Origin of the sequence: Lysobacter enzymogenes, from assembly GCF_900106525.1 — a bacterium.
Taxonomy (GTDB): domain Bacteria; phylum Pseudomonadota; class Gammaproteobacteria; order Xanthomonadales; family Xanthomonadaceae; genus Lysobacter; species Lysobacter enzymogenes.
In genome coordinates, this window is the sequence record NZ_FNOG01000003.1 from 700,812 (window position 1) to 725,025 (window position 24,214).

The following is a 24,214-nucleotide window of genomic DNA, read 5'->3' on the forward strand; positions in this document are numbered from 1 at the left end:
CACTGCGACTGGCGGCACACGTCCGCAGCGGTTGCGGTGCGCGCGCGCAGGCGGGCCACCCCCGCCCGCGGCGCCGGCCGGCTGCGGCAGTTTTTTTGCGTTCGCAGCATTCGCCCGGCGGCCGCCCGCGCCGCCGTCTCCGGTCTTGCGACGGCCGTGGCGGACGCTGTGCGCACCCCGGCGGCTGTCATCGCCGTGCATAGAAGGTGAACTCCAATTGCGCGACGGTTCGGATTTCACCAATTGGCCATTCCTTCTTCACTCTTTTTTATCGCTCCGATGGACACCATGCGCCGGCCCGCGACACAGGCGACACAGGCAATGACGAAAATGCGCGTAGACGTATTCGTGGTAGGCGACAACGAGGGGTATGTGGTCGCACCGTCCGACAGCTGGCTGCCCCTGGACGAAATGAAAGCGCTCGGCGCGCTGCGCTTCGGCTGGACCATCGACACCTCGATGGCGAGGCCGCGGCTGGACTGGCGCGCGATCGGCAACGACATCGACGCGCGCGGCTACAGCATCGTCGCGTCCAGCGACGTCGGCGGGCTGTTGGCGATGCCGCAGCAGCATTTGCGCGCGATCTATCCCGAGCAGCATCGGCCGATCGCGGCTTGAGTGTTGGGGTAGGGGCGCCGCAATTGGTTGGCGGCGTCGTGTGCGTGGTGTCGCAGTCGCGGCTTGCGCCGCTCCTACAGGTAGCCCGGATCGATCCGCAGCCGCTGTAGGAGCGGCGCAAGCCGCGACCACGAAGCATCCGCTCGCGCCGAAACCCGCCACGGCCCGTTCCCGCCCGGCGTAGGAATCCGCCGCGCCGCCGCGTCCCGTCTCGCACGCTGCGACGATCAGCGGCTAAAGTGCCGCTTTACCCGCGCAGTCGCCTTCCGCCATGTCCAAACCCACCGCCAAATCCGCCGCGTCCAAGGCGCGCACCGCCTACGTGTGCTCCGAGTGCGGCGCCGACTACAGCAAATGGCAGGGCCAGTGCGGCGAATGCGGCGCCTGGAACACGCTCAGCGAGTTCGTGGTCGAGCCGGCCGCCAAGGGCGGCGCGGCCAATGTCGCCGCCAGCCGCCGCACCAGTTGGGCCGGCCGCGCCGACGCGCCGAAGGTGACCGCGCTCAAGGACGTCACCCACCAGGAAGAGGCCCGCGTCACCACCGGCATCGGCGAGTTCGACCGCGTGCTCGGCGGCGGCCTGGTCCACGGCGCGGTGGTGCTGGTCGGCGGCGATCCGGGCATCGGCAAGTCCACGCTGCTGCTGCAGGCGATCACCCGCATGGCCCAGACCCTGCCGGGCCTGTACGTCACCGGCGAGGAGTCGCTGTCGCAGGTCGCCGGCCGCGGCGCGCGCCTGGGGTTGCCGCTGGACGGCGTGCACGCGCTGGCCGAGACCTGCGTGGAGCGCATCCTTGAGCATTCCTCGAAGATGAAGCCGGCGCTGATCGTCGCCGATTCGGTGCAGACGCTGTGGACCGAACAACTCGGCGCCGCGCCCGGCTCGGTCAGCCAGGTCCGCGAAAGCGCGGCGCGGCTGGTGCGCTACGCCAAGGAAACCGGCACCGCGGTGTTCCTGGTCGGCCACGTCACCAAGGAGGGCGGCATCGCCGGCCCGCGCGTGCTCGAGCACATGGTCGATGCGGTGCTGTACTTCGAAGGCGAGAGCGGCAGCCGCTTCCGCGTGCTGCGCGCGTTCAAGAACCGCTTCGGCGCGGTCAACGAACTGGGCGTGTTCGCGATGAGCGACAAGGGCCTGCGCGAAGTGCCCAACCCCTCGGCGATCTTCCTGTCCGGCAGCCGCGCGCCGCAGCCGGGCAGCTGCGTGATGGTGACCCGCGAAGGCACCCGGCCGCTGCTGGTGGAAGTGCAGGCGCTGGTGGATTCCTCGCCGCTGTCGAACCCGCGCCGGGTCGCGGTGGGCATGGAGCAGAACCGCCTGGCGATGCTGCTGGCGGTGCTGCACCGCCACGGCGGCGTCGCGGTCGGCGACCAGGACGTGTTCGTCAACGTGGTCGGCGGCATCCGCGTGCAGGAAACCGCGGTCGACCTGCCGGTGCTGCTGGCGGTGCTGTCCTCGCTGCGCGACCAGCCGCTGGCCGAGCAGACCATCGCCTTCGGCGAGGTCGGCCTGTCCGGCGAGATCCGTCCGGTGCCCAACGGCGAGGACCGATTGAAGGAGGCCGCCACCCACGGTTTCAAGCGCGCGATCGTGCCCAAGAGCAACGCGCCGCGCGGCGGCCGGGTGGGGGAGATGGAAGTAGTGGCGGTCGAGCGTCTGGCTGAGGCGATCGACGCGATCTGAGCGGGCTTGCATCGGGCTACGAGCGCTCGGCATTGGCTAAGCCCGCCTGCGCCGGCGATACGAGCGTGCCGCATCGACTGAGCCGGCCCGCGTCGGCGACACGAAAGCACCGGCCCGGCCCGCGTCGGCAGGCTTCGCCGCGAGCCTGGCGCAACGACCCGCGCGCAAGGTCCGTTCGCGCGCCGTCCGTCAGCGCCACCGCGCCGCAGCGTCATCGAAGTTCCGCGCCTGCGTTCGCAGTTTGCGCAAAGGCCGTGGCGATACTGGTGCGGCGACGCCCACGTCGCCTCGACACCTCATCGCAAAGGACGCACGCATGAACTCCCGCATCATCTTGTCCGCCGCGCTCATGGCCCTGGCCGGCGCGGCTCAGGCGCAATCCCCGGTCGTGGAATGGACCTCGCCGCGCCTGGACGGCGGCACCGGCCTCAACGGTTGGTCGTGTTGTCGACCGGAGAAAACCAACGTCATGGCCACCGACGCCGCCGGCAACGCCTACATCGTCGGCTACCGCCCGCTCGGTCCGGCCATGGTCTGGTCGGTCAGCAAGGTCGACGCATCCGGCGCGCTGGTCTGGCAGGCGAGCAATGCCGGGCCGGAACGGCGTTTCGATTACGCGTACGCCGTCGCGGTCGATGCCCACGGCGATCCGGTCGTGACCGGCCGCTCGTCGCAGGGCGGCTGGTCGAACATGCTCACCATCAAGTACTCCGGCGCCGACGGCAGCCTGCTGTGGGAGCAGCGCTTTCGCGGCCCCGAAGGCGGGTCGGGCAGCGCCGTGGCGATCGATCCGGCCGGCGACGTGATCGTCATCGGCACCCAGCGAGGTCGCTACATCGGCGACGACTACGCCACGGTCAAGTATCGCGGCAGCGACGGCGCGCAGCTGTGGGCCAGCGGCTACGGCCGGGTCAGCAACGAGTCCGACACGCCGAACGCGGTGGCGGTGGACCGCAGCGGCAACGTGTTCGTGACCGGCTCCTCCGGCCGCGATCAGTTCAGCAATTTCGCCACGATCAAGTACGACGGCGCGACCGGCGCGCAGCAATGGGTCGCGCTGTACGCGCCGCAGGTGTGGGGTTCCTCGGTGGCGCATTTCGCGCTCGACCTGGCCGTGGACAGCCGCGGCGATCCGGTCGTGACCGGCAAATCCGACGGCGCGCGCAACAACGATTTCGCCACCGTCAAGTACGACGGCGCGACCGGCGCGCAGCGCTGGGCCGCGCGCTTCGATTCCGGCCCTTCAGGCGCGATCTACTACGGCGACGAGGCCAAGGCGGTGGCGATCGACGGCAACGACGACGTGTACGTCACCGGCGGCACCGCGGGCGTGCGCGGCTACAACTGGCGCATGGCGACGGTGAAGTATTCCGGCGTCGACGGCAGCGAAGTCTGGCGCGCGATCAGCCAGTTGCCGTGGTCGACCAAGGACAGCGCCTACGCCCTCGTCGTCGATGCGGCCGGCGTGCAGGTCGCGGGCTGGGCCACCGATGCCGCCGGCAAGTATTACCCCACCGCGATCGCGTACTCGCCGGTCACCGGCGCGCAGCTATGGACGGCGACTTTCGATCAGGCCAGTTCGGACAACACCTCGGTGTCCGCGCTCAAGCCGGCCGGCGACGGCGCGTACTACCTGGGGATCGATCACTACTACACGCGCGAGGCGCACTTCATCAAGCGCTATCACGTGGCGCCGTAATTCGCGAAGGTCCGGCGGCGGCTGAGGCCGCCGCCGGTCTGAAGCTCGGGCCTCAGGCCTTCTTGCCGTGCTTCTCCAACAGTTCGACCAGCTTGGCCTCATCGAAGCCGCGCATGCTCTGGTCGCCGATGTAGATCACCGGCACGCTCTTGATCTTGAGCCCGTCGGCTTCCTTGCGCGCGACTTCGTCCTTGTCGATCACCCGCTCGACATAGCGCACGTTGCGCTTGTCCAGCAGTTCCTTGGCCTTGTGGCAGAACGGGCAGGTCGACAGCGAGTACAGCACGATGTCGCCGCCGGCCTTGGCGTAGACGGCCGAGTAGTCGCCCTGTTCGACTTCCACGCCCTTGCCGCCGCCGATCAGGCCGGAGTTGCGGACCAGATAGCCCGCGCCCACGCCCAGGCCCAAGGCCAGGACTACGACCGCAATGGTGGTCAGGATCGACTTGAAGTTCATTCCGTGTCCTCGATGGATCGTCTGATGATGATGGCGATGCGCGGCGCGCACGCCGCAGTCGGAAATGCAGGAAAGCGCTCAGTGCGCGGCGGCGCGCGGCTCAGCCGCGGCAGCCGCAGGCGTTGACGCAGGCCTGGCGTTCGCGGAAGCAGGCCGAGCCGCCGCCCTCGGCGCGGCATTGCTCGTAGCGGGCGATGCAGTCCTGCCAGCACAGCGTGCATTGCTCGGGAGTCAGCGCGGCGGACGCGGCGAGCGAGAAGGCCAGGCCGAAGCAGAACGCGGCGCCGGCCAGGCGACGGGCCGCGGATGCGCGGCGCAAAACGGCAGTCAACATCACTGTTCCTCCTTGTGCCCGTCTGTGGGCGCTTGCGGGTTATAGCACCGCGCCGCGCGCGTTCCATGTCCCGTCGGCACGGCAGATGTGATGCCGTTTGCGAAAGCCCTGCGCATCCTGTCGATTCCGACAGGCGCCGCCGGTACGCGTCGGGTGTGCGGCCGGTCCGTGCGCGCTTTGCGTTGCGCTGCGGCACGGGTTTGCGCAAGCGCGGCCGCGGCGGCCGCAACGGTCGCCGCCCCTCGCGACCGCGCGCGGGGCGGGCGGACGATCGCCTGCGCCCGGCCCGCGCGCGCCGTCGCGTCGCTCAGACCTGGCAGCCGCAGGCCTTGGTGCAGGTGCGCAGAGTGGCCTTGCAGAACGGATAGCCGTCGGAATTGCATTGCTCGTACTGCTCGTAGCAGGCGTCGTTGCAGGACTGGCAGTCCTGCTGGGCGAAGGCGGCGAACGAGAACGCCAGACCGAAACAGAACGCGGCGGCTACGGCGAAGCGGTTGCGCTTGAACATGGACGTCTCCTGGATGGGCGTGGCGGCTCAGGGAAGCTGGCAATTGCAGCGGCGGCGGCATTCGACATACGCCGCCAGGCATTGCTCTTGCGGCGTGCCGGCGGCGCGGCACGCCGAACGTTCGACGAAACAGTTTCGATAGCAGTCTTCGCAGGCGCTGGCGAAGGCGCTCAGCGAGAACGCCACGCCGAAACAGAAGGCGGTGGCGGCGAGAACGCGGCGGGATGGGGCGAACATCGATCTCTCCTTGGGCGATGGGGCGGACGCTCGTCATGAGCGGGCGGCGGCCGGCGCGCGGCGCGGCGGGTCGCGACGCAGCGCGACGGCTTGGGCGAACGCGATCCGCAGCGAAGGCCGGCCACCGCACGGCACTTTCGAGACGACTTTCTTGTGGAACGGCGATGAGCGTCGAAAAAACGCAAGGCCGCTGCGATGCAGCAGAAATTTGTGATGTCCGCTCATGTTTATGAACATTCATTGGCACACATTCGAGCCTTCGTCGTGACAGGGGGATGGACCATGTCGCTGCGCATCGTGTTTCTGTGCACCGCGTTCAATGGGCTGGCTCAGCGCGCCTGGGCCGAACTCACCGAGCTGGGCCACCAGGTCGCGGTGCAGGTGGCTTCCGACCCGGACACCATGCGCGCAGCGGTCGCGCGCGAGCGGCCGCAACTGATCGTCGCGCCGATGCTCAAGTCGGCGATCCCCGAGGACATCTGGACCCGCCACACCTGCCTGATCGTGCATCCGGGCATCGTCGGCGACCGCGGCCCGTCCTCGCTGGACTGGGCGATCCTGGAAGGTGAAACCCAGTGGGGCGTGACCGTGCTGCAGGCCGCGGCCGAGATGGACGCCGGCGACATCTGGGCCAGCGCCGGTTTCGCCGTACGCGGCGCCGGCAAGAGCGAGCTGTACCGCCACGAAGTCACCGACGCGGCGGTGCGCGCGCTGCTGCAGGCGGTGGAACGCTTCGAAGCCGGCGGTTTCGCGCCGCAACCGCTGGACTACGCCGATCCCGAGGTGCGCGGCCGGCTGCGCCCGAGCATGCGCCCGGGCGACCGCGCGCTGGATTGGGACATGGACAACGCCGCGCTGCTGGCGCGGATCCGCTGCGGCGACAGCGCGCCGGGCGCGCGCGCCGAGCTCGCCGGCCTGCGCTGCCAGGTGTTCGGCGCGCACGTGGAGCCGTCGCTGCGCGGCCGTCCCGGCGAACTGCTCGGCCGCCGCGAAGGCGCGGTGTGCGTGGCCAGCGGCGACGGCGCGCTGTGGCTGAGCCATCTGCGCGACAAGGACGGGATCAAGCTGCCGGCGACCCAGGTGCTGGGCGAGGCGCGCCTGCGCGGCGTGGCCGCGCGCGCGCTCAAGCCGGCGACCTCGGTGGCCGGGCGCCGCGACCACGGCTATCGCCAGATCCGCTACCGCGAAGCCGGCGCGGTCGGCTACCTGCATTTCGATTTCTACAACGGCGCGATGTCGACCCTGCAGTGCGACCGCCTGCGCACCGCGTTCCTGCACGCGCGCCAGCGCCCGACCCGGGCGATCGTGCTGCTCGGCGGCAGCGACATCTGGTCCAACGGCATCCACCTCAACACCATCGAGGCCGCGGCCGATCCGGCGCTGGAATCCTGGCGCAACATCCTGGCGATGAACGCGCTGGTGCGCGAGATCGTGCTGACCGACTCGCACCTGGTGGTCTCGGCGATGCAGGGCAACGCCGGCGCCGGCGGGGTGATCCTGGCGCTGGCCGCCGACCACGTGTGGGCGCGCCGCGGCGCGGTGTTGAACCCGCACTACCAGGGCATGGGCGGTCTGTACGGTTCGGAATACTGGACCTATCTGCTGCCGCGCCGGGTCGGCGCCACGGTCGCGCAGGAACTGACCGAAGGCCTGCGCCCGATCGGCGCGCCCGCGGCCGAGCGCATCGGCCTGATCGACGCGGCCTTCGGCGCCGGCGGCGCGGACTTCATCGCCCACGTCGAACAGCGCGCCGAACGCCTGTCCGAGCCCGGCGCCTGCCGCCGCGCGCTGACCGCCAAGCGCAAGCGCCGCGCCGACGACGAGCGGCGCAAGCCGCTGGAAAGCTACGGCGCCGAAGAGCTCGCGCACATGTACCGCAACTTCTTCGGCCCCGACCGCAGCTATCACGATGCGCGCCGGCGCTTCGTGCGCAAGCAGGCTGTGGCGCTGTGCGAGGCCGGCGAGAGCTTCGCCGCCGAACGCGCCGCCGCGCAGCCGGTGCGCGCCAACGCCTGAGCGCGGCGCGGCGCGGCGCTGCGCGCGGACCCGCGTGCACGCCGACGCGGCAGGCCGGTCGCGCCGGCCCGCCGCGGGCGTTGCCGCGATCGATCAGGGCATGTCGCAACCGCAGCCCTTGCCGCACTGGGTGAACTGCGAGGTGCAGGCCCAGCCGTCGCCGTACTGCTGCTTGCAGTCTTCGAACTGGGCGATGCAGCGGTTCCAGCAGGTGTTGCACACACCGGCCATCGCGCTCATCGAGAACGCGAAACCGAACGCCATGGCGGCGAACGCGAACAGGCCGAGTTTCCGCGACCGGGTCTTCATGAAGCTCTCTCCTGAGTGCATTGGCGCGCCCCGGAAGTGGGTGCGCGCGGTCGGCACCGGCCGCGCCGCGAAACCGGGCGACGCCGTGGGGGCGGTTTCGCGGTCGCGGCTTGCGCCGTTCCTGTACTCGCAGCGCGCGGGGAAAACGGATCACGCGCGGGGAATTGGCCGCCGTCGGCTCGCCGCAGACGCACAAAAGCGAACGGGCCGGATGACCGGCCCGTTCGCATGCTGCGATGTCGCGCGGCTCAGTGCCCGCCGGCCGCCGCGGCGCCGCCGCCGACCTTGGCGCTGAACGGCGGCTTGGCCATCCACACGAACGCGGTCACCACCACGAACAAGATGCCGATCAGGTACAGCATCTCGTTGAAGCCGATCTGCGCGGCCTGTTGCGAGATCATCTGGTTCAGCACCAGCGCCCCGCGGGTCGGGTCGCCGCGGCCGAGCTGGTCCACGGTCTGCTGGATCTGCGGATCGTAGGCGCCGATGTGCTCGGTCAGTTGGGCGTGGTGGATGGTGCTGCGCTGGTTCCAGGCCCAGGTGGTCAGCGAGGCGGCGAAACTGCCGCCGAGCGTGCGCACGAAGGTGGCCAGGCCGGAACCGGCGGCGATCTCGTGCGGCTCCAGGTCCGACAGCAAGATCGTCAGCACCGGCATGAAGAACAGCGCCACGCCCAGGCCTTGCCACAACTGCACCAGGGCGACGTGGTGGAAGTCCACGTCGAGGTTGAAGCCCGAGCGCACGAAGCTGGTCGCGGCCATGACCAAGAACGCGCCGGTGGCGACCCAGCGCAGGTCGAAGCGCGCCGCGTACAAGCCCACGAACGGCGTCAGCAGCACCGGCAGGATGCCGATCGGCGCGGTCGCCAAACCCGCCCAGATCGAGGTGTAGCCCAGGTTGCGCTGCAGCCACAGCGGCACCAGCAGGCCGATGGCGAAGAACGCCGAATAGGCCAGCACCATCGCCGCGGTGCCGCTGGCGAAGTTGCGGTGGCGGAACAGGCGCAGGTTGACGATGGGATCGCGTTCGGTCAGTTCCCAGATCACGAATACCGCCAGCGCGACCACCGCCACGATGGTCAGCACGACGATGGTGGTGGAGTTGAACCAGTCCTCGTCGTTGCCCAGGTCGAGCATGATCTGCAGCGCGGCCACGCCGATCACCAGCATCGCCAGGCCCATGTAGTCCATCTTCGGCTTGTCCAGCCGCTCCGGGCGGCCGCGCAACTGGTTGCCGACCACGATGCTGGCGAAGATGCCGATCGGCACGTTGATGAAGAAGATCCACTCCCAACTGTAGTTGTCGGTGATCCAGCCGCCGAGGATCGGGCCGGCGATCGGCGCGACCACGGTCACCATCGCCAGCAGGGCGATGGCCTGGCCGCGTTTGTGCGGTGGATAGATCGAGATCAGCAGCGCCTGGGTGACCGGATACATCGGCCCGGCGACGAAACCCTGCAGCGCGCGCGCGGCGACCAGCAGGCCCATGCTGTTGGCCAGGCCGCACAGGAACGAGGCGATCACGAACAGCAGCGTCGCCCACATGAACAGCTTGCGCTCGCCGAACTTGCGGGTGAAGAAGCCGGTCAGCGGCAGCGCGATGGCGTTGCTGACGGCGAACGAGGTGATGACCCAGGTGGCCTGGTTGGCGCTGCCGCCGAGGTTGCCGGAGATGGTCGGCAGCGACACGTTGGCGATGGTGGTGTCGAGCACCTGCATGAACGACGCCAGGGCCAGGCCCAGCGTGGTCAGCGCCATGTTCGGCGGCTTGAAGGCGGCTTGCGGCTGCGCGGGCGCGGCGGGGCCGGCATTGGCGGTGGTGGCGGACATGGAACGTGCCTGTGTGTTCGGAAGCCTGAAGAGTCAGGACGGGCCGCGTGGTGGGGGCGCGGGGCCGCGAAGCGGGGTGGTGCGGCGCGGATCGCGTAGCGTTCGCGCCGGAGTTTTCCGTTCCGTCGTTGCGGCCAGAGCCGGAACGGCGATCTTTAGGCGGCGCAACTTCGGTCGCAGCGCTGGAGTCGCTTGGCTCCGATCGCCACGACAAAGAGAGGAAGCGCAGGCGAGAACGACGTGGGGGAGGTGCTCGCCTGCGCCTTGCGGCGGCGGAACGCTTTCGCTTCGATCCCGATCGGGGGGAGGGGACATCGGCCGATGCGAACGCGGCCCGCGCCGCAATGCGGGCGGACGCGCCTCACGCGCGTCCGTCCGCTTCCATGCTCAACCGTGCTGCACGCCCGGCAGGTTCTCGCGCACGATCTTGTCGATCATCGCGTCGGCGTCGTGCAACTGCTTGGCGTAGGCCTGGGTGCTCAGCACCGGCTTGGCCGGCGGCGCGCTGGCCAGCACCGCGCCGTTCTGGTCGCGGATGCCGACGTCGACGTGCATGCTCAGGCCCAGGCGCAGCGGGTGTTCGGCCAGTTGCTTGGGATCGACCTCGATGCGCACCGGCACGCGCTGGATGATCTTGATCCAGTTGCCGCTGGCGTTCTGCGCCGGCAGCAGCGAGAACGCGCTGCCGGTGCCCAGGCCGAGGCTGACGACCTTGCCCTCATAACGCACCTTGGAGCCGTACAGGTCCGAGTGCAGGTCGACCGGCTGGCCGATGCGCATGTTGGCCAGCTGGGTCTCCTTGAAGTTGGCTTCCACCCACACTTCGCTGAGCGGGATGATCGTCATCAGCGCGGTGCCCGGCGCGACGCGCTGGCCGAGCTGCACATTGCGCTTGCCGACGAAGCCGCTGACCGGCGCGACGATGGCCGAGCGCTGCAGGTTCAGATACGCCTGACGCAGCTGCGCGGCGGCGGAGGCGACCTGCGGCTGGCGCGCGATCGTGGTCGCGTCGACCAGGGCGCGGTTGCGCGCCAGGGTGCCGCGCGAGGACGACAGCGACGCTTCGGCCGAGGCCAGTTCGTCGCGCGCGTGGGCCAGCTCTTCGGCCGAGACCGCGCCGCCGGCGACCAGCCCTTCGCGCCGCTTGACGTCGGCGCGGGCCTTCTGCACCGCGACTTCGCGCGCCGACAGATCGGCCTGGCCGGCATCGACCGCGCTGTACAGGCCGCGCACCTGGCGCACGGTGTTGGCGAGGTTGGCCACCGACTGGTCGTAGGCGACCTGGGCGTCGTTCGGGTCGAGCTGCACCAGCACCTGGCCGGCCGTCACCTTCATGCCGTCGTCGGCGCCGATGCTGACCACGGTGCCCTGCACCTGCGGGGTGATGTTGACGACGTTGCCCTGCACGTAGGCATCGTCGGTGTCCTGATGCCAGCGCAGCACCAGCAGGTAGTAAGCCGTCCACGCGATCGCGGCGACCACGACCACGGTGAGCAGGATCAGCAGCGCCTTGCGGCGCTTGCCGTTCTTCGGCGGCGCGGCCGGCGCCGCCGCGGCGGCGTTGGGATTGACTTCGGTGGTCATGGCGTGGGGGCCTTGGCGATGGCGTTGTTATCGGAAGAAGCGTTGGGGACGGTGGCGGCGACCGGGTCGGGCGGGCTCAGCTGCAAGCCGCCGCCGAGCGCGCGGTCCAGATCGATGCGCGCGGCCAGGCGCTGCGCGCGCAGCGTGGTCAGTTGCTGGTCGAGCTGCAGCAGCGGGCGCTGCGCGGTCAGCACGTCGATCTGGGTGCCCAGGCCGGCGCGGTAGCGGGTGGTGGCGATCTGCCAGGCCTGCTGCGCGGCGTCGCGCGCCTGCTGCGCCGAGACCAACTGGCCGTCGAGCGAGCGCGAGGACTGCACCGCATCGGCGACTTCGCGCAGCGCGCCGATCAGGCTCTGGTTGTAGTTGGCCACGGCCAGGTCGTAGTCGGCGTCGCTGCCGGCCAGTTCGTTGCGCAGCCGGCCGCCGTCGAAGATCGGCATGCTGATCGCCGGGCCGCCCTGGTACAGGCGCGCCTGGCTGGTGAACAGGTCCGACAGGTGCGCGGTGGCCAGGCCGACGATCGCGCTGAGGTTCACGGTCGGATAGAAATCGGCCTTGGACGCCTTGATCCCGTGCGAGGACGCTTCCACGCGCCAGCGCGCCGCGACCACGTCGGGACGGTGGCCGAGCAACTCGCTCGGCAGCACATCGGGCACGCCGGCGGCGTTGCCGGCCAGCAGGGTCGGGCGGGCGATCTGCAGGCCGCGGTCCGGGCCCTTGCCCAGCAGCGCGGCGAGCGCGTTGCGCGCGGCGTCGATCTGCTGCTGCGCGGCCTGGATCTGCTGGTCGGCGCTGGCGCTGGCGCTCTGCGCGTTGCGGATCTGCAACTGGTTGTCGAGGCCGGCCTTGACCCGTTGTTGGCCCAGGCCCAGCAGCTTGTCCGAACGCAGCTTCTCGGCCTTGGCCACGTCCTGCGCTTCGAACGCCTGGGCCAGCGAGACGTAGCTGCGTGCGATGTTGGACGACAGCGTCAGGCGCGCGGCCTGGGCTTCGACTTCGGCCGCGCGCGACTGGCCCAGCGCGGCCTGCCAGCGCGCGCGCTTGCCGCCCCACAGGTCGGGCGAGTATTTGAAGCTCAGCATCAGCACGTCGGCGCCGAGGTACTTGCCGCCGATGGGCTCCGGCGCCAGGGTCTCGGGCAGGTGCGCGCCGGAGTACTGCGCGCTGGCGCCGAGGGTGGGCTTGCGCGCCGCGTCGGCGAGGCCGGCCTGGGCCACCGCCTGGCGCACGCGCGCGTCGGCCGCGTCCAGGCTCGGCGAACCGGCCAGGGCTTCGGCGATCAGGCTGTCGAGCTGGGCGTCGCCGAACGCGGTCCACCAGTCGCGCTGCGGGAACTGCGCGGGCGAGAGGTCGGCGGCGGCGAGGCTGCGCTTGGCTTCAAGGCTGTCGGCGTCGAGCGCGCGGCCCGACGGCTCCAGGCCGCGGGTGCTGGCGCAGCCGGCGAGGATCAACGCCGCGGCCAGCGGCGCGAGCACGTATTGCAGCCCGCGGCGCGGGCGAGTGTCGTTGACGGACATGGCTCAGGAACCGGAGAGGGAAAGGTTGTCGCGGACCTGTTCGAGCAAGCGGTACAGCTGTTCGCGGTCGGCATCGCTGAGGCCGGACATCGCGCGCTCGCGCACGCGCCGGCCGCACTGGTCGATGTCGGCCCAGATCGCGGCGCCGGCTTCGGTCAGGTGGATGTTCAGCGCCCGGCGGTCGTCCGGATCGGCGACGCGCGCGACCAGGCCGCGGCTTTCGAGCTTGTCGAGCAGGCGGGTCATGGCGCCCGGATTGAGCTGGGCCGCTCGCGCCAGTTCGGTGACCCCGGCGGTGCCGATGGCCAACTCCTTGAGAGTGATGAACTGGCTGAAGGTCAGATCGTGGCCTGCCTGGGCCAGCTCGCGCTCCATCTGCGCCCACATCGCGTCGCGCACTTGGCGGAACAGCAGGCCGAGGTTGGAGGTGGAGCAGGGCTGGGTGGGGGTCGGGGTCGTCATGGCGCGGCATGGTGCTCGCCCGCGCAATAGTTGTCAATGCAAATATTGAGCTGACAATAGCCCCGTTCAGCAAGTGCCGACCGGCCGTGCTTAAATCGGTTCGTCCCGCTGCGAATCAGTAAATAATTGATCGGAAATAGTATTTTCCCGGCGCGCGAAGCTGTGACGTCGGCGGTCGAATACTCACCGCAACGTCGCCGGGACGATTTGTTGCGCCGCAACACGCCAAAGACGATCAAGTCGGCGACGAACGGCGCCGGCGCGCAGGGCCGACGGAGGCGGTCGAACGGGTCGGCGCAGGCGCCCGGCCGGCCGTAATCAGCGCGCGAACAGCGCCAGCGCGTCGAGCGCGATATGCGCCACCACCAGCGGCCACAACCGGCCGGTGACCGAGTACAGCCAGGCGAAGGCCAAGCCCATCGGCACCATCACCGCGCCGGCCTCGCCTTGGTAGAGGTGGTAGCTGGCGCGGATCGCGGTGCTCAGGTGGATCGCGGTCCACATCGACGGCCGCTCGCGCAGCGCCGAGACCAGATAGCCGCAGACCAGGGCTTCCTCGAAGAATCCGTTCACCGCCGAGGCGGCGAACATCAGCCGCCAGTCCAGGTCCGGCGCGACCCGCACCGAGTCGTCGGCATCGGCCGGCAGCAGGCCGGTGAGCGCGGCCGCGGCATGAAACACCCAGAACCCGACCAGGGTCGCCGCGGCCAGCCCGAGCCCGTGCGGCAGGTCGCGCCAGCGCGGCGCCGGCCCGAGCCGCGCCCAGGTCCAGCCGCGCAGGTACAAGAAGGCGCCGATGATCGCCAGCGTCGCCAGTTGCGTGCCCATCAGCCCGCTCAGGCTGGCGTTGTCGAACACCGCCGTCAGCGGCTGCGGCGACAGCGCCATGCTCAGGCTCTGCCAGATCGACGCGCCGAACGCCAGCGTCAGCACACCGACGAATTCGCTGCGCTGCGACAGCGACTTGATCCAGTTCACCATCGTGCGTTCCCTGCGCCGGCCGCGCCGGTCAAACCCGCCGCAACACCAGTTCCAGCACGAACTTGCTGCCGAAGAACGCCAGCACCAGCAGCGCCATCGCCGCCAGGGTCCAGCGCACCGCGACCACGCCGCGCCAGCCGTAACGCCAGCGCCCCAGCAGCAGGCCGCCGAAGGCCAGCCACGACAGCACGCTGAGCACGGTCTTGTGCACCAGGTGCTGGGCCAGCAGGTTCTCCACGAACAGCACGCCGGTCAGCAAGGTCGCGGTCAGCAGGATGAAGCCGACCGCGATGGTGCGGAACAGCAGGCTTTCCAGCTCCACCAGCGGCGGCAGCGCGCGCAGCCAGCCGTGGAACTCGCGCCGGCGCAGGGCGCGTTCCTGCAGCCACAGCATCATCGCGAACAGCGCCGCCACCGCCAGGGTGGCGTAGGCCAGCAGCGCCATCCACGCGTGCAACTGCAGGCGCCAGTCCAGCGGCTCGGGATGCTGGACGTGGCCGTAGAGCTGATAGGCCAGCAGCATAAGCGCCGACAGCGGGAACACCACCACGCCCAGCGCGGCCATGCGTCCGGCCGCGCCGACGATCGCGGTCAGCACCGACATGCCCAGCCCCACCAGCGACAGCGCGGCGAAGAAATGCAGGTCGGCGCCGCCGGCGACGCGCCAGGCCAGCAGGTGGGCCAGCCCGTGCAGCAGCACCGCGAAGTTGGCCGGCAACAGCCAGCCGCGCGCGCCGCGGCCGCCGTCGCGGCGCACCGCCGAGACCAGCAGGCCGGTGGCGCTCAGGTACAAGGCGATGGCGATGAGAACGATTGTCATCGCCGCAGTGTGGCATAGCGGCGCTGCGATCCGTAGCGCCGAACGCCGCCGGTTGCGCGGCGCGACGCCGCAGCGGCGATGGCCGCCGTCGCCGCGGCCGGGCGAAAAGACTGGGCCGCAGGGCAGGGCGTGCCTGCGCGCGAGGCCCGCGCCCCACACCCTAGTAGGTTCGCGCGACTGAGCCCGCGCCCGCGCGACCGCCAGGGCAAGACAACAGTGGGGATGGCCTATACTTCCCGCCCCTTGTAGTCCTGCCCCATTCGGCAAGGCGCCCGGCCCCGTCCCGGCCGCGTCGGCCCCGCATTCCAGGTAAGCGCCATGTTCGAATCCCTGACCCAACGCCTCTCCGGCACCATCGAACGCCTGCGCGGCCGCGGCCGCCTGACCGAAGAAAACATCCGCGAAGCCACCCGCGAGGTGCGCATCGCCTTGCTCGAGGCCGACGTCGCCCTGCCGGTGGTGCAGGCCCTGATCGAGCGCATCAAGGTGCGCGCGGTCGGCCAGGAAGTGCTCAAGTCGCTGACCCCGGGCCAGGCCCTGATCAAGGTCGTGCGCGACGAGCTGACCGCGGTGATGGGCTCGCAGGCCGCCGACCTCAACCTCAACGTGCCGGCGCCGGCGGTGATCCTGATGGCCGGCCTGCAGGGCGCGGGCAAGACCACCACGGTCGGCAAGCTCGCCAAGCACCTCAAGGAACGGCGCAAGAAGAAGGTGATGGTGGTGTCCGCCGACATCTACCGTCCGGCCGCGATCGAGCAGCTCAAGCAGCTCGCCGAACAGGTCGACGTGCTGTTCTTCCCCTCGGCCGCTTCGCAGAAGCCCGAAGAGATCGTGCGCGCCGCCATTGCCGATGCGCGCAAGTCCTTCGTCGACGTGCTGCTGGTCGACACCGCCGGCCGCCTCGCCATCGACGAGGCGATGATGAGCGAGATCAAGGCGCTGCACGCCGCGGTCTCGCCGGTGGAAACCCTGTTCGTGGTCGACGCGATGACCGGCCAGGACGCCGCCGCCACCGCCAAGGCCTTCAGCGAAGCGCTGCCGCTGACCGGCGTGGTGCTGACCAAGACCGACGGCGACGCCCGCGGCGGCGCCGCGCTGTCGGTGCGCTACATCACCGGCAAGCCGATCAAGTTCATCGGCGTGGGCGAGAAGCCCGACGGCCTGGACGTGTTCCACCCCGACCGCGTCGCCAGCCGCATCCTCGACATGGGCGACGTGCTGTCGCTGGTCGAGCAGGTCGAGCAGCAGGTCGACAAGGACAAGGCGCAAAAGCTCGCCGAGAAGGTCGCCAAGGGCAAGAAGTTCGACCTCAACGACATGAAGGACCAGCTCGAGCAGATGCAGAACATGGGCGGCCTGAGCGGGCTCATGGACAAGCTGCCGGGCATGGGCCAGATCCCGGATTCGGTGAAGAGCCAGATCACCGGCAAGGAAGTGCCGCGCATGGTCGCGATCATCAACTCGATGACCAAGAAGGAACGGCGCAACCCGGCCCTGCTCAACGGCTCGCGCCGCGCGCGCATCGCCAAGGGCGCCGGCCTGACCCCGGCCGACGTCAACAAGCTGATGAAGCAGTACCAGCAGATGGAAAAGATGATGAGCAAGCTGTCGGGCGGCGGCATGAAGGGCCTGATGCGCGGCATGCGCGGCATGATGGGCGGCCGCGGCGGCATGCCGTTCCGCTGATCGCGTTCTCGCTTCGAACTCGCTCCACGACGGCGGCCCACAAGGCCGCCGTCGTCGTTTCAGCGCCCACGTAATTCCGCCGACTACCTGTAGGAGCGGCGCAAGCCGCGACCGCGCCACCGCGGCCACGACGCAACCGCCGATCCCTTCGCCGCCGCAAGCGCCGCGATAAATCCGCATTGATTCCCCGCCGCGCGCCGCCGCTATCCAGCCGCGCCGACACCCGCGTCGCGCGCACCGAGACGCCGCCGCCCACGCATCGCCGACCGACGGCCTGCCGCATTCTCTTCGCGCGAGATGCGCGCGCGGCAAACTTCTCTCCGCACCACGGCAAGCGCATCGCCCAGCACTGCATCGCGAAGTACCCATCGCAACCAACGCAGCACGCCCGCGCCGGCTTCCGCCGCGCGCCGTCATCGCATCGCACGCATCGCAACCGCAAGGACCGGCCGCGCATCCGCGCGGCCGCACACAGATCATGGAGATCGCGCAATGACCCGACTCACGACGATGGGCCGCGCCCTCGCGCTGGCCGTCGCCGGCCTCGCCGCCGCGCCCGCGGCCCTGGCCGAAACCTCATATTCCTTCGTCAGCGAAACCGGCGACTACATCGGCCAGGGCCAGACCCGGGCCTACACCGGCAACGATTCGACCATCTCGGTCAGCGGCAACGCGCAGCAACTGCAGATGAGCGTGCGCAAGGGCAACGACTACTGGTACGCCGAACTCAGCGCGCCGCGCGGCCAGCGCCTGCAACCGGGGCGCTACTACTTCGCCGAACGTTCCGCGTTCCGCAGCGGCCGCTCGCCGGGCATCGACATCGACGGCAACGGCCGCGGCTGCAACCGCATCTGGGGTTCGGTCTACATCCAGCAGATCGAATTCGGCGCCAACGACGCGGTCACCGCGCTGGAAGCCACCGGCCTGCAGCGCTGCGAACGCGACAACGCGCCCTTGCTTACCGCCACGTTGCGCTACAACGCGCAGCCGCTGTCGCTGTCGTTGAACAGCGACGTCGGCGACTACGTCGGCCAGGGCGTGCGCAAGGACTACGCCGGCGACACCAGCACCTTCGCCGTGTCCGGCAACGACGGCTACCTGATCTACAACGCCTCGGGCCAGCGCGATTCGTGGTCGGCGATCCTGCGCCCGCCGACCGGGCAGACTCTGCGCCCGGGCACCTATCCGATCAGCCGCTTCGGCGACGCCAACAGCTTCGGCTTCGATTTCTCCGGCAACGGCCGCGGCTGCAACCGGGTCTCGGGCACGGTGACGATCCAGGCGGTGGACGTGGATCCGGCCACGCGTTTGGTCACCGGCCTGGCGGCCGATTTCGAGCAGCACTGCGAAGCCGGCGCGACCGCGCTGCGCGGCAGCATCCGCTACCGGCGCTGAGGCGCGCCGCAGGCGAGGCAGACGCCGCGGCCGGCGTCGGGGGCGATCCGGCCGCGGCCGGGCGGTGCCGGGACGGCGCCGCCCGTGCCGCCGACCGCAGCAGGCGGACGGCGCAAACAGGGCAGGGCAGGGAAGCCCGACGATGCGGGCCGGAACCGGGCGATCGACCGCCCGGGGACGGCCCGGATCGGCTTTGCGAGGGCTTGCGGGCGGGGGCCAGGAGGGCCGAAACGGCCGCGGCGCAGCGCCGCGCCCACAGGGGCGGGTTGGCCTGGCTGGCTCGATGGGCTAGAATCGGCGGCTTACCCCGTCATTCCGACGGCTGGGCAACACAGGAAAACGACCCCATGGTCAAGATTCGACTGACCCGCGGCGGCGCCAAGAAGCGTCCGTTCTACCACATCATCGTCACCGACAGCCGCAGCGCCCGCGACGGCCGCAACATCGAGCGCGTCGGTTTCTACAACCCGGTCGCCGCCGGCAACGAAAAGCGCGTCGAGCTCGACCTCGATCGCGTCAAGCATTGGGTCGCCAACGGCGCCCAGCTGACCGACAAGGTCGCCGACCTGTACAAGCAGGCCGTCAAGGCCGCTCCGGCCGCCTGAGCCGGCGGGCCGCGCGCCCCGCGCGCGGCCCTCTTTCACGCATATGAGCGAATCCTCGCGCCGCATCCTGTTGGGCAGGGTGCTTGGCGCGTTCGGCATTCGCGGCGAAGCCAAGCTCGAGTCCTGGACCGAGCCGCGCGCCGCGATCTTCCGCTACCAGCCCTGGATCGTGCGCGATCCGCAGGGGCGCGAGCGCGAACTGTCGGGCGTGCGCGGCCGCGAAAGCGGCAAGTACCTGATCGCCAACCTGCCGGGCGTGACCGACCGCGAGGCGGTCGAAGCGCTGCACGGCACCGAAATCTATGTCCCGCGTTCGGCCCTGCCGCCGCCGCGCGAGGGCGAGTTCTATTGGGTCGACCTGGAAGGCCTGGACGTGGTCACCACGCAAGGCGTCGCCCTGGGCAAGGTCTCGCACCTGTTCGCGACCGGCGCCAACGACGTGCTGGTGGCGCGCGACGACGAGCGCGAGCGCATGATCCCGTTCGTGATCCCGCAGTACGTGCTGTCGGTGGATTTCGAAGCCCGACGGGTGACCGTCGATTGGGATCCCGATTTCTAGGAGATAGCGGATAGGAGTTGGGAGATAGCGAAAAGCTAAGCTCCAGACTCTTGCTATCTCCTAACTTCTATTCGCCATCTCCTAGCCCCATGCGCATCGACGTCATCAGCCTGTTCCCCGAGTTCGTCGCGCAATGCGCGGCGTTCGGCGTGGTCGGCCGCGCCGGCGAGCGCGGGCTGCTGACGATGCACGGCTGGAATCCGCGCGATTACGCCGAAGGCAATTACCGCCGCGTCGACGAGCGTCCGTTCGGCGGCGGTCCGGGCATGGTGATGCTGATCGATCCGCTGCGCGCCGCCATCGCCGCGGCGCGCGCGGCCGATCCCGCGCCGGCGCGGCTGATCTATCTGAGCCCGCAAGGCGCGCGCCTGGATCAGGCCAAGGTACGCGAGCTGGCCGGCCACGAGCGGCTGATCCTGCTGTGCGGCCGTTACGAAGGCGTCGACGAACGGCTGATCCGCGCCGAGGTCGACGAGGAACTGTCGATCGGCGACTACGTGCTGTCCGGCGGCGAACTGGCCGCGGCGGTGGTGGTCGACGCGGTCGCGCGCCTGCAGGACGGCGCGCTCGGCGACGCCGAGTCGGCGGTGCAGGACAGTTTCGAGGACGGGCTGCTGGACTGCCCGCACTACACCCGCCCGGTCGAGCACGAGCTGGGCTCGGTGCCGCAGGTGCTGATGTCGGGCAACCACGCCCGCATCGCCCAGTGGCGCCGCCAGCAGTCGCTGGGCCGGACCTGGCAGCGCCGCCCGGACTTGCTGAACGAGGCCGCCCTGTCCAAGGCCGACCGCAAGCTGCTGGAGGCCTATCGGGCCGAACTGGCGGCGCAGACGGCCCGGGAAACCGATTCCAGCCCCGTTTCGGCCGGCCCTGCGGGCCCCGATCCGGAGCCGGCCGGCCAGGCCCTAGCCACGGCCAAAAAAATCCCGTTATAATTAGTCGCTTAGCTGTACCCATAGCTGTATCCATGCCATGACGCGGGTCCACGTGCACTCGCGCAACAACTAATCCAACAGGCCATAGCCATGAACAAGCCGTCCATCCATACGCTGGTCCAGAATTTCGAAGCCGAACAGGTACAGCGCAAGCTGCCCGAGTTCAGCCCGGGCGACACCATCGTCGTCAACGTCAAGGTCAAGGAAGGCAACCGCGAGCGCGTCCAGGCCTATGAAGGCGTGGTCATCGGCAAGAAGAACGCCGGCCTCAACTCGTCCTTCACCGTGCGCAAGATCTCGCACGGCTACGGCGTCGAGCGCGTGTTCCAGACCCACAGCTCGGTGATCGACTCGGTCGAAGTCAAGCGCCGCGGCAAGGTCCGCGCCGGCAAGCTGTACTACCTGCGTGGCCTGGAAGGCAAGAAGGCCCGCATCAAGGAAGACCTGGCCGCCTACGCGCGCGCCAAGAACGCGCCGGCCGCCGCCGAGTAATCGGCCCGCCCGAGCAGCGTCGCGAACGGCCGCCGAAAGGCGGCCGTTTGTTTTTGCGCGCCGCGATACGAACGGCCGGCAGTTGACGATGGTCGGTGCCGGCGTTCGCGTCTCGCGCATCTGCGCTCGTCGCGTTTTGCGGTTGCGCGCCGTAACTACTGCGACGCCGACGTTTCTCCGTGGACTGAAGTTGCGCCCGAAGTTTCGAGCGTCGAATACCGCGCCTCGAACGTTTCGAACGGCGCGGCCGCAGCGGGAACTGCGCGCATGACGAGCGCAGCAGCCGGAAGTTTTCGCGCGGCGAGCGCCGCACTTGCGCGCCTCCCGCGACGTCGGCCCACGCTCGCTCCTCACTCCTGCGTATTCCTGCGCACTCGTTTCCACCGTGGCCGCGAACGCCCCGCGCCCTGCCCTGGCCGCCGCCGCCCGCTGTGCGCTCGGCGCGAATCGCGCTAGATTCGCCACGCGGCCCTGCCCGCCGCATTCCCCGAACATCGCGCCGCCCCCGCGGCGGGAGCGTCCATGAATCCTGGCCTGTCCGAAGGCGACATCTGCACCTATCCGCGCAGCGACGGCACCTGGGGCTTTTTCTGGGTGCAGCGCATCGACGCGTTGCCGGACGGGCGCGACGCGTTCTCGCTGCGCAAGTTCGACACCCACACCGCCGACGAGGTCCGCCGCGAGGACGAGGCCGATGTGGCCGAACTCAAGACCATCCGCCTGCTCGGCCATTTCCCCATCGTCGGCACGCGCGTGGCCGAGGCGCATCCGCGCGTGATCGGGCGCCTGCCGGTGCGCGAGGAAGACCTGGAGGGCTACCGGATCTGGCGCGAAGCCTTCGACCAGGGCGAAGCCGGGGTGTTCACCCTGGCGCTGGAAGAAATCTGATCGCTGCGACGGGAGCACGCCCAGGCCCAGCGCTGGCTTGCGGATCGAGACGACGAAGCCAACGCATGACGCTTGCGCTTGCGCTTGGGCGAGGGCCTTCAGGCCCGATGCTTTCCGTTGCGATGACCGCGCTCCGACACAAGAGCATCGGGCCTGAAGGCCCTGCCACCGCAGCGCTCAACTGCGCTCGCGCGAGACCGCCACGGTACCGTCGTCGGGACTGGCATCGGCCACCGGCGCCGGCGTCTGCGCCGGCACTTCGGCCGGCGTGGCGATGGTCTGGGTCGCCACCGGCGCGGCCACGCGCTCGGGCGGCGCCATCATCCTGGCTTTGCGCCAGCCGCCCCAGCGGTAGTACGCCATCGACATCAGCATCGAGCACAGCGCGCTGACCGGGAAGCTCCACCACAGCGCGTCCAGGCCCAGCACCGGCTGCAGGAAGGTCGCGAACGGCACGCGGATGCCCCACAGCGCTGAGCCCAGGATCAGCAGCGGCGGAATCACTGCGCCGGTGGCGCGGACCACGCCGGAGATCACGAAGGTCACGCCGAAGAACAGGAACGAGAACACCGCGATGTGGTTGAGGTGCCGGGCGATCTCGAACGAAGCGCTGCCGGTGGGCAGGAACAGCGCCAGGGTGTAGCGGTCGAACAGAATCAGCGGCGCGATCAGCGCGCCGGTCATGAGGAAATTGAACAAGGTGCCGGTGCGCGCGGCCGCGTCGACCCGGTCCCAGCGCCCGGCGCCGACGCTCTGCGCGGCGATCGAGGAGCACGCCGCGCCGATCGCCATCGCCGGCATCTGCACGTAGGTCCACAACTGCAGCGCCGCGCCGTAGCCGGCGGCGATTCCCGTGCCGTGGGCGTTGACCAGGCGGATCATCGCGATCATCGCCAGCGAGATCAGCACCATCTGCAGGCCCATCGGCACGCCCTTGACGACCAGCGCGCGCAGCACGGTCGGGTCGATCTTGAGCAGGTGCGCATCGCCGCGGCCCAGCCACAGCACGTGGCGCTTGCGCCGCAGGTGGATCAGCAGCGCGGCCAGGCTGGCGCCCTGGGCGATGAAGGTCGACAACGCCGAGCCGGCGATGCCCATCGCCGGCACCGGGCCCCAGCCGAAGATCAGCAGCGGGTTGAGCACGATGTCGAGCGCCACCGACATCAGCAGGAAGCGGAACGGCGTGCGCGAGTCGCCCAGGCCGCGCAACGCCGAGGACAGGAAGGCGAAGGCGTAGATGAAGGGGATCGACAGAAAGATCACCCGCAGGTACTGCTCGGCCAGCGGCTGCGCCGCCGCGGGCGTGCCCATGCCGCGCAGGATCGCGTCGGCGAAGAACCAGCCGATCGCCGCGATCAGCACCGACAGGCCGATGAAGAAACTGGCGCTGGTGCCCATGACCTGGCGCGCGCGGGCGATGTCGCGCGCGCCGGTGGCCTGGCCGATCAGGATGGTCGCGGCCATGCCGATGCCGAACATCGAGCCGATCAGGAAGAACATGATGTTGTTGGCGTTGGCCGTCGCGGTCAGCGCGGCCTCGCCGAGGTAGCGGCCGACCCAGATCGAGTTGATCGAGCCGTTGAGCGATTGCGCGGCGTTGCCGGCCATGATCGGCAGGGCGAAGGAGACCATGGTGCGGCCGATCGGGCCTTCGGTCAGCAGGTGGCTGCCGCGGGGAGCGCTGGGGGCCATGTCGGTTCCGGGCGGGGCGGGCGAGGCGGCAGTATGCCGCGCGTGGCGGGCAGGAGCGGCGCGGGGCGAGCGAGTGCGCAGTATGCCGCGCGCCGGGGGGGCGCGGCGTCGGCGATTGCGCGGGGTGTGGCGTAATCGGTCGAAATCTGCACGCGCCGCGGCGGCCGTGCGGCGGCGACGGACGGCCTGGCGGCGTCGCATCGGCGGCGCGCGCGCGGTGGTATCTTTCGCGCCGATGAGCAAGCAAGACGAAACGACGAATGCGCCGGCGCAGGCGACGGTGCGGTTGGACCTGTGGCTGTGGGCGGCGCGCTTCTACAAGACCCGCAGCCTGGCGCGGCAGGCGGTGGAGACCGGCAAGGTCGAAGTCGGCGGCCAGCGCGCCAAGGCTTCGCGCGCGGTGCGCGTGGGCGATGCGCTGAAGGTCGCGCGCGGCGAAGAAATTTTCGAGATCGCGGTGACCGGGCTCAGCGACACCCGCGGCCCGGCCAGCGCGGCGCAAACGCTGTACGCCGAAACCGAGGCCTCGCGCGTCGCGCGCGAACACGCGCGCGCCCTGCGCGCGGCCGAGCGCAACGGCTACCGCGCGCCGGAGACCAAGCCGGACAAGCGCGCGCGACGTTTGATCAAGGCGTTGGGGGATATCGACGCACTGTGAGGCGGGTGGGGCGCTGGCTGAAGGCGGTGTGCTGGCCTTGAGTGCGGCGTCTGTTCTGTTGCGTCCCTTCCAAATCGTCGTTCCCGCGAAGGCAGGGAACCAGAGACTTCAGAGTCATGCTTCGGTGAAGCCCTGGATACCCGCGTTCGCGGGCATGACGGTAGGTGGGGTTCGCGGTGTCTCTTCCCGTGGGAATGGCGGCAGGCGGATTCACCGCGCCACTCCAAGCCGTCATCCCCGCGAAGGCGG

General features: G+C 69.9%; 25 protein-coding genes and 2 pseudogenes. 13 read left to right on the forward strand and 14 right to left on the reverse strand.

The window, feature by feature from the left end; all coding sequences use genetic code 11:
- Positions 1-243: 243 nt before the first annotated feature.
- The 3 genes from BLU84_RS10845 to BLU84_RS10855 all read left to right on the forward strand — a co-directional run bounded on the left by BLU84_RS10845 (position 244) and on the right by BLU84_RS10855 (position 4,001).
- Entirely contained in the window at positions 244-618 is a 375-nt protein-coding gene (locus tag BLU84_RS10845) for a hypothetical protein (RefSeq protein WP_139174916.1), read from the forward strand.
- Positions 619-889: 271 nt separating this feature from the next.
- The gene (gene radA, locus BLU84_RS10850) at positions 890-2,302 is read left to right on the forward strand and encodes a DNA repair protein RadA (protein ID WP_074866363.1); all 1,413 of its coding nucleotides are present in this window, start codon (positions 890-892) and stop codon (positions 2,300-2,302) included.
- Between the two features lie 316 nt (positions 2,303-2,618).
- Positions 2,619-4,001: an outer membrane protein assembly factor BamB family protein gene (locus BLU84_RS10855; RefSeq protein WP_074866366.1), complete on the forward strand. Its 1,383-nt coding sequence runs from the start codon at positions 2,619-2,621 to the stop codon at positions 3,999-4,001.
- Positions 4,002-4,053: 52 nt separating this feature from the next.
- Here the strand turns inward: BLU84_RS10855 and BLU84_RS25500 are convergent, their stop codons facing one another.
- From BLU84_RS25500 to BLU84_RS27155, 5 genes are all read right to left on the reverse strand, one after another.
- Complete coding sequence (locus BLU84_RS25500; RefSeq protein WP_083382492.1) at positions 4,054-4,458, reverse strand: glutaredoxin family protein; 405 nt, start codon at positions 4,456-4,458, stop codon at positions 4,054-4,056.
- 100 nt (positions 4,459-4,558) lie between these two features.
- Positions 4,559-4,792: a hypothetical protein gene (locus BLU84_RS10865; RefSeq protein WP_074866369.1), complete on the reverse strand. Its 234-nt coding sequence runs from the start codon at positions 4,790-4,792 to the stop codon at positions 4,559-4,561.
- A 307-nt stretch (positions 4,793-5,099) separates the two neighbouring features.
- Positions 5,100-5,300 carry a hypothetical protein gene (locus BLU84_RS10870; protein ID WP_074866372.1) on the reverse strand — a complete coding sequence of 67 codons (201 nt, stop codon included), beginning with the start codon at positions 5,298-5,300 and terminating at the stop codon, positions 5,100-5,102.
- A gap of 27 nt (positions 5,301-5,327) precedes the next feature.
- Positions 5,328-5,537: a hypothetical protein gene (locus BLU84_RS10875; protein WP_074866375.1), complete on the reverse strand. Its 210-nt coding sequence runs from the start codon at positions 5,535-5,537 to the stop codon at positions 5,328-5,330.
- 33 nt (positions 5,538-5,570) lie between these two features.
- A complete protein-coding gene (locus BLU84_RS27155) occupies positions 5,571-5,762 on the reverse strand; it encodes a hypothetical protein (RefSeq protein WP_170849143.1) in 192 nt (63 codons plus the stop codon).
- A gap of 57 nt (positions 5,763-5,819) precedes the next feature.
- Between BLU84_RS27155 and BLU84_RS10880 the strand changes: the two genes are divergently transcribed.
- On the forward strand, positions 5,820-7,553 hold the full coding sequence (locus BLU84_RS10880) for a hydrogenase maturation protein (protein WP_170849144.1): 1,734 nt from the start codon (positions 5,820-5,822) through the stop codon (positions 7,551-7,553).
- Between the two features lie 93 nt (positions 7,554-7,646).
- On the opposite strand, the gene BLU84_RS10885 is transcribed toward BLU84_RS10880, so the two are convergent.
- The 7 genes from BLU84_RS10885 to BLU84_RS10915 all read right to left on the reverse strand — a co-directional run bounded on the left by BLU84_RS10885 (position 7,647) and on the right by BLU84_RS10915 (position 15,055).
- Positions 7,647-7,862, reverse strand: coding sequence for a hypothetical protein (locus BLU84_RS10885; protein WP_074866377.1), 216 nt, complete (start codon positions 7,860-7,862; stop codon positions 7,647-7,649).
- A 248-nt stretch (positions 7,863-8,110) separates the two neighbouring features.
- Positions 8,111-9,691: a DHA2 family efflux MFS transporter permease subunit gene (locus BLU84_RS10890; RefSeq protein ID WP_074866380.1), complete on the reverse strand. Its 1,581-nt coding sequence runs from the start codon at positions 9,689-9,691 to the stop codon at positions 8,111-8,113.
- 387 nt (positions 9,692-10,078) lie between these two features.
- The gene (locus BLU84_RS10895) at positions 10,079-11,275 is read right to left on the reverse strand and encodes an HlyD/EmrA/EmrK family protein (protein ID WP_074866385.1); all 1,197 of its coding nucleotides are present in this window, start codon (positions 11,273-11,275) and stop codon (positions 10,079-10,081) included.
- Positions 11,272-12,792, reverse strand: coding sequence for an efflux transporter outer membrane subunit (locus tag BLU84_RS10900; protein ID WP_074866387.1), 1,521 nt, complete (start codon positions 12,790-12,792; stop codon positions 11,272-11,274). Before BLU84_RS10900 ends, BLU84_RS10895 begins: the two co-directional genes overlap by 4 nt.
- A gap of 3 nt (positions 12,793-12,795) precedes the next feature.
- A complete protein-coding gene (locus BLU84_RS10905; RefSeq protein WP_074866390.1) occupies positions 12,796-13,254 on the reverse strand; it encodes a MarR family winged helix-turn-helix transcriptional regulator in 459 nt (152 codons plus the stop codon).
- Between the two features lie 318 nt (positions 13,255-13,572).
- The gene (locus BLU84_RS10910) at positions 13,573-14,235 is read right to left on the reverse strand and encodes a CPBP family intramembrane glutamic endopeptidase (RefSeq protein ID WP_074866394.1); all 663 of its coding nucleotides are present in this window, start codon (positions 14,233-14,235) and stop codon (positions 13,573-13,575) included.
- A 28-nt stretch (positions 14,236-14,263) separates the two neighbouring features.
- A complete protein-coding gene (locus tag BLU84_RS10915; protein ID WP_074866397.1) occupies positions 14,264-15,055 on the reverse strand; it encodes a cytochrome C assembly family protein in 792 nt (263 codons plus the stop codon).
- A 318-nt stretch (positions 15,056-15,373) separates the two neighbouring features.
- Between BLU84_RS10915 and ffh the strand changes: the two genes are divergently transcribed.
- From ffh to BLU84_RS10950, 7 genes are all read left to right on the forward strand, one after another.
- Entirely contained in the window at positions 15,374-16,741 is a 1,368-nt protein-coding gene (gene ffh, locus BLU84_RS10920) for a signal recognition particle protein (RefSeq protein ID WP_074866400.1), read from the forward strand.
- A 492-nt stretch (positions 16,742-17,233) separates the two neighbouring features.
- Positions 17,234-18,136, forward strand: a complete 903-nt coding sequence (locus BLU84_RS10925) for a hypothetical protein (RefSeq protein ID WP_139174918.1) — start codon at positions 17,234-17,236, stop codon at positions 18,134-18,136.
- Positions 18,137-18,483: 347 nt separating this feature from the next.
- A complete protein-coding gene (gene rpsP / locus BLU84_RS10930) occupies positions 18,484-18,741 on the forward strand; it encodes a 30S ribosomal protein S16 (protein ID WP_074866406.1) in 258 nt (85 codons plus the stop codon).
- A 43-nt stretch (positions 18,742-18,784) separates the two neighbouring features.
- Entirely contained in the window at positions 18,785-19,300 is a 516-nt protein-coding gene (gene rimM, locus BLU84_RS10935) for a ribosome maturation factor RimM (RefSeq protein ID WP_074866409.1), read from the forward strand.
- An 89-nt stretch (positions 19,301-19,389) separates the two neighbouring features.
- On the forward strand, positions 19,390-20,235 hold the full coding sequence (gene trmD, locus BLU84_RS10940; protein WP_083382493.1) for a tRNA (guanosine(37)-N1)-methyltransferase TrmD: 846 nt from the start codon (positions 19,390-19,392) through the stop codon (positions 20,233-20,235).
- 90 nt (positions 20,236-20,325) lie between these two features.
- Entirely contained in the window at positions 20,326-20,727 is a 402-nt protein-coding gene (gene rplS, locus BLU84_RS10945; RefSeq protein WP_074866412.1) for a 50S ribosomal protein L19, read from the forward strand.
- Between the two features lie 522 nt (positions 20,728-21,249).
- Entirely contained in the window at positions 21,250-21,615 is a 366-nt protein-coding gene (locus tag BLU84_RS10950) for a hypothetical protein (RefSeq protein WP_074866413.1), read from the forward strand.
- Here BLU84_RS10950 and BLU84_RS28525 read toward each other — a convergent pair.
- Positions 21,590-21,784 (reverse strand): DUF6053 domain-containing protein, encoded by a 195-nt coding sequence (locus BLU84_RS28525; protein ID WP_425479359.1) that lies wholly within the window; start codon positions 21,782-21,784, stop codon positions 21,590-21,592. The two genes, BLU84_RS10950 and BLU84_RS28525, sit on opposite strands and share 26 nt — an antisense overlap.
- On the opposite strand from BLU84_RS28525, the pseudogene BLU84_RS28530 reads away from it, so the two are divergent.
- Positions 21,717-22,007 (forward strand): annotated as a pseudogene (locus BLU84_RS28530) (hypothetical protein); the annotation flags it as partial. The gene BLU84_RS28525 and the pseudogene BLU84_RS28530 sit on opposite strands and share 68 nt — an antisense overlap.
- A 25-nt stretch (positions 22,008-22,032) precedes the next feature.
- On the opposite strand, the pseudogene BLU84_RS10955 reads toward BLU84_RS28530, so the two are convergent.
- A pseudogene (locus tag BLU84_RS10955) lies at positions 22,033-23,508 on the reverse strand (MATE family efflux transporter); the annotation flags it as partial.
- A gap of 34 nt (positions 23,509-23,542) precedes the next feature.
- On the opposite strand from BLU84_RS10955, the gene BLU84_RS10960 reads away from it, so the two are divergent.
- The gene (locus tag BLU84_RS10960; protein ID WP_074866418.1) at positions 23,543-23,965 is read left to right on the forward strand and encodes an RNA-binding S4 domain-containing protein; all 423 of its coding nucleotides are present in this window, start codon (positions 23,543-23,545) and stop codon (positions 23,963-23,965) included.
- Positions 23,966-24,214: the final 249 nt, after the last annotated feature.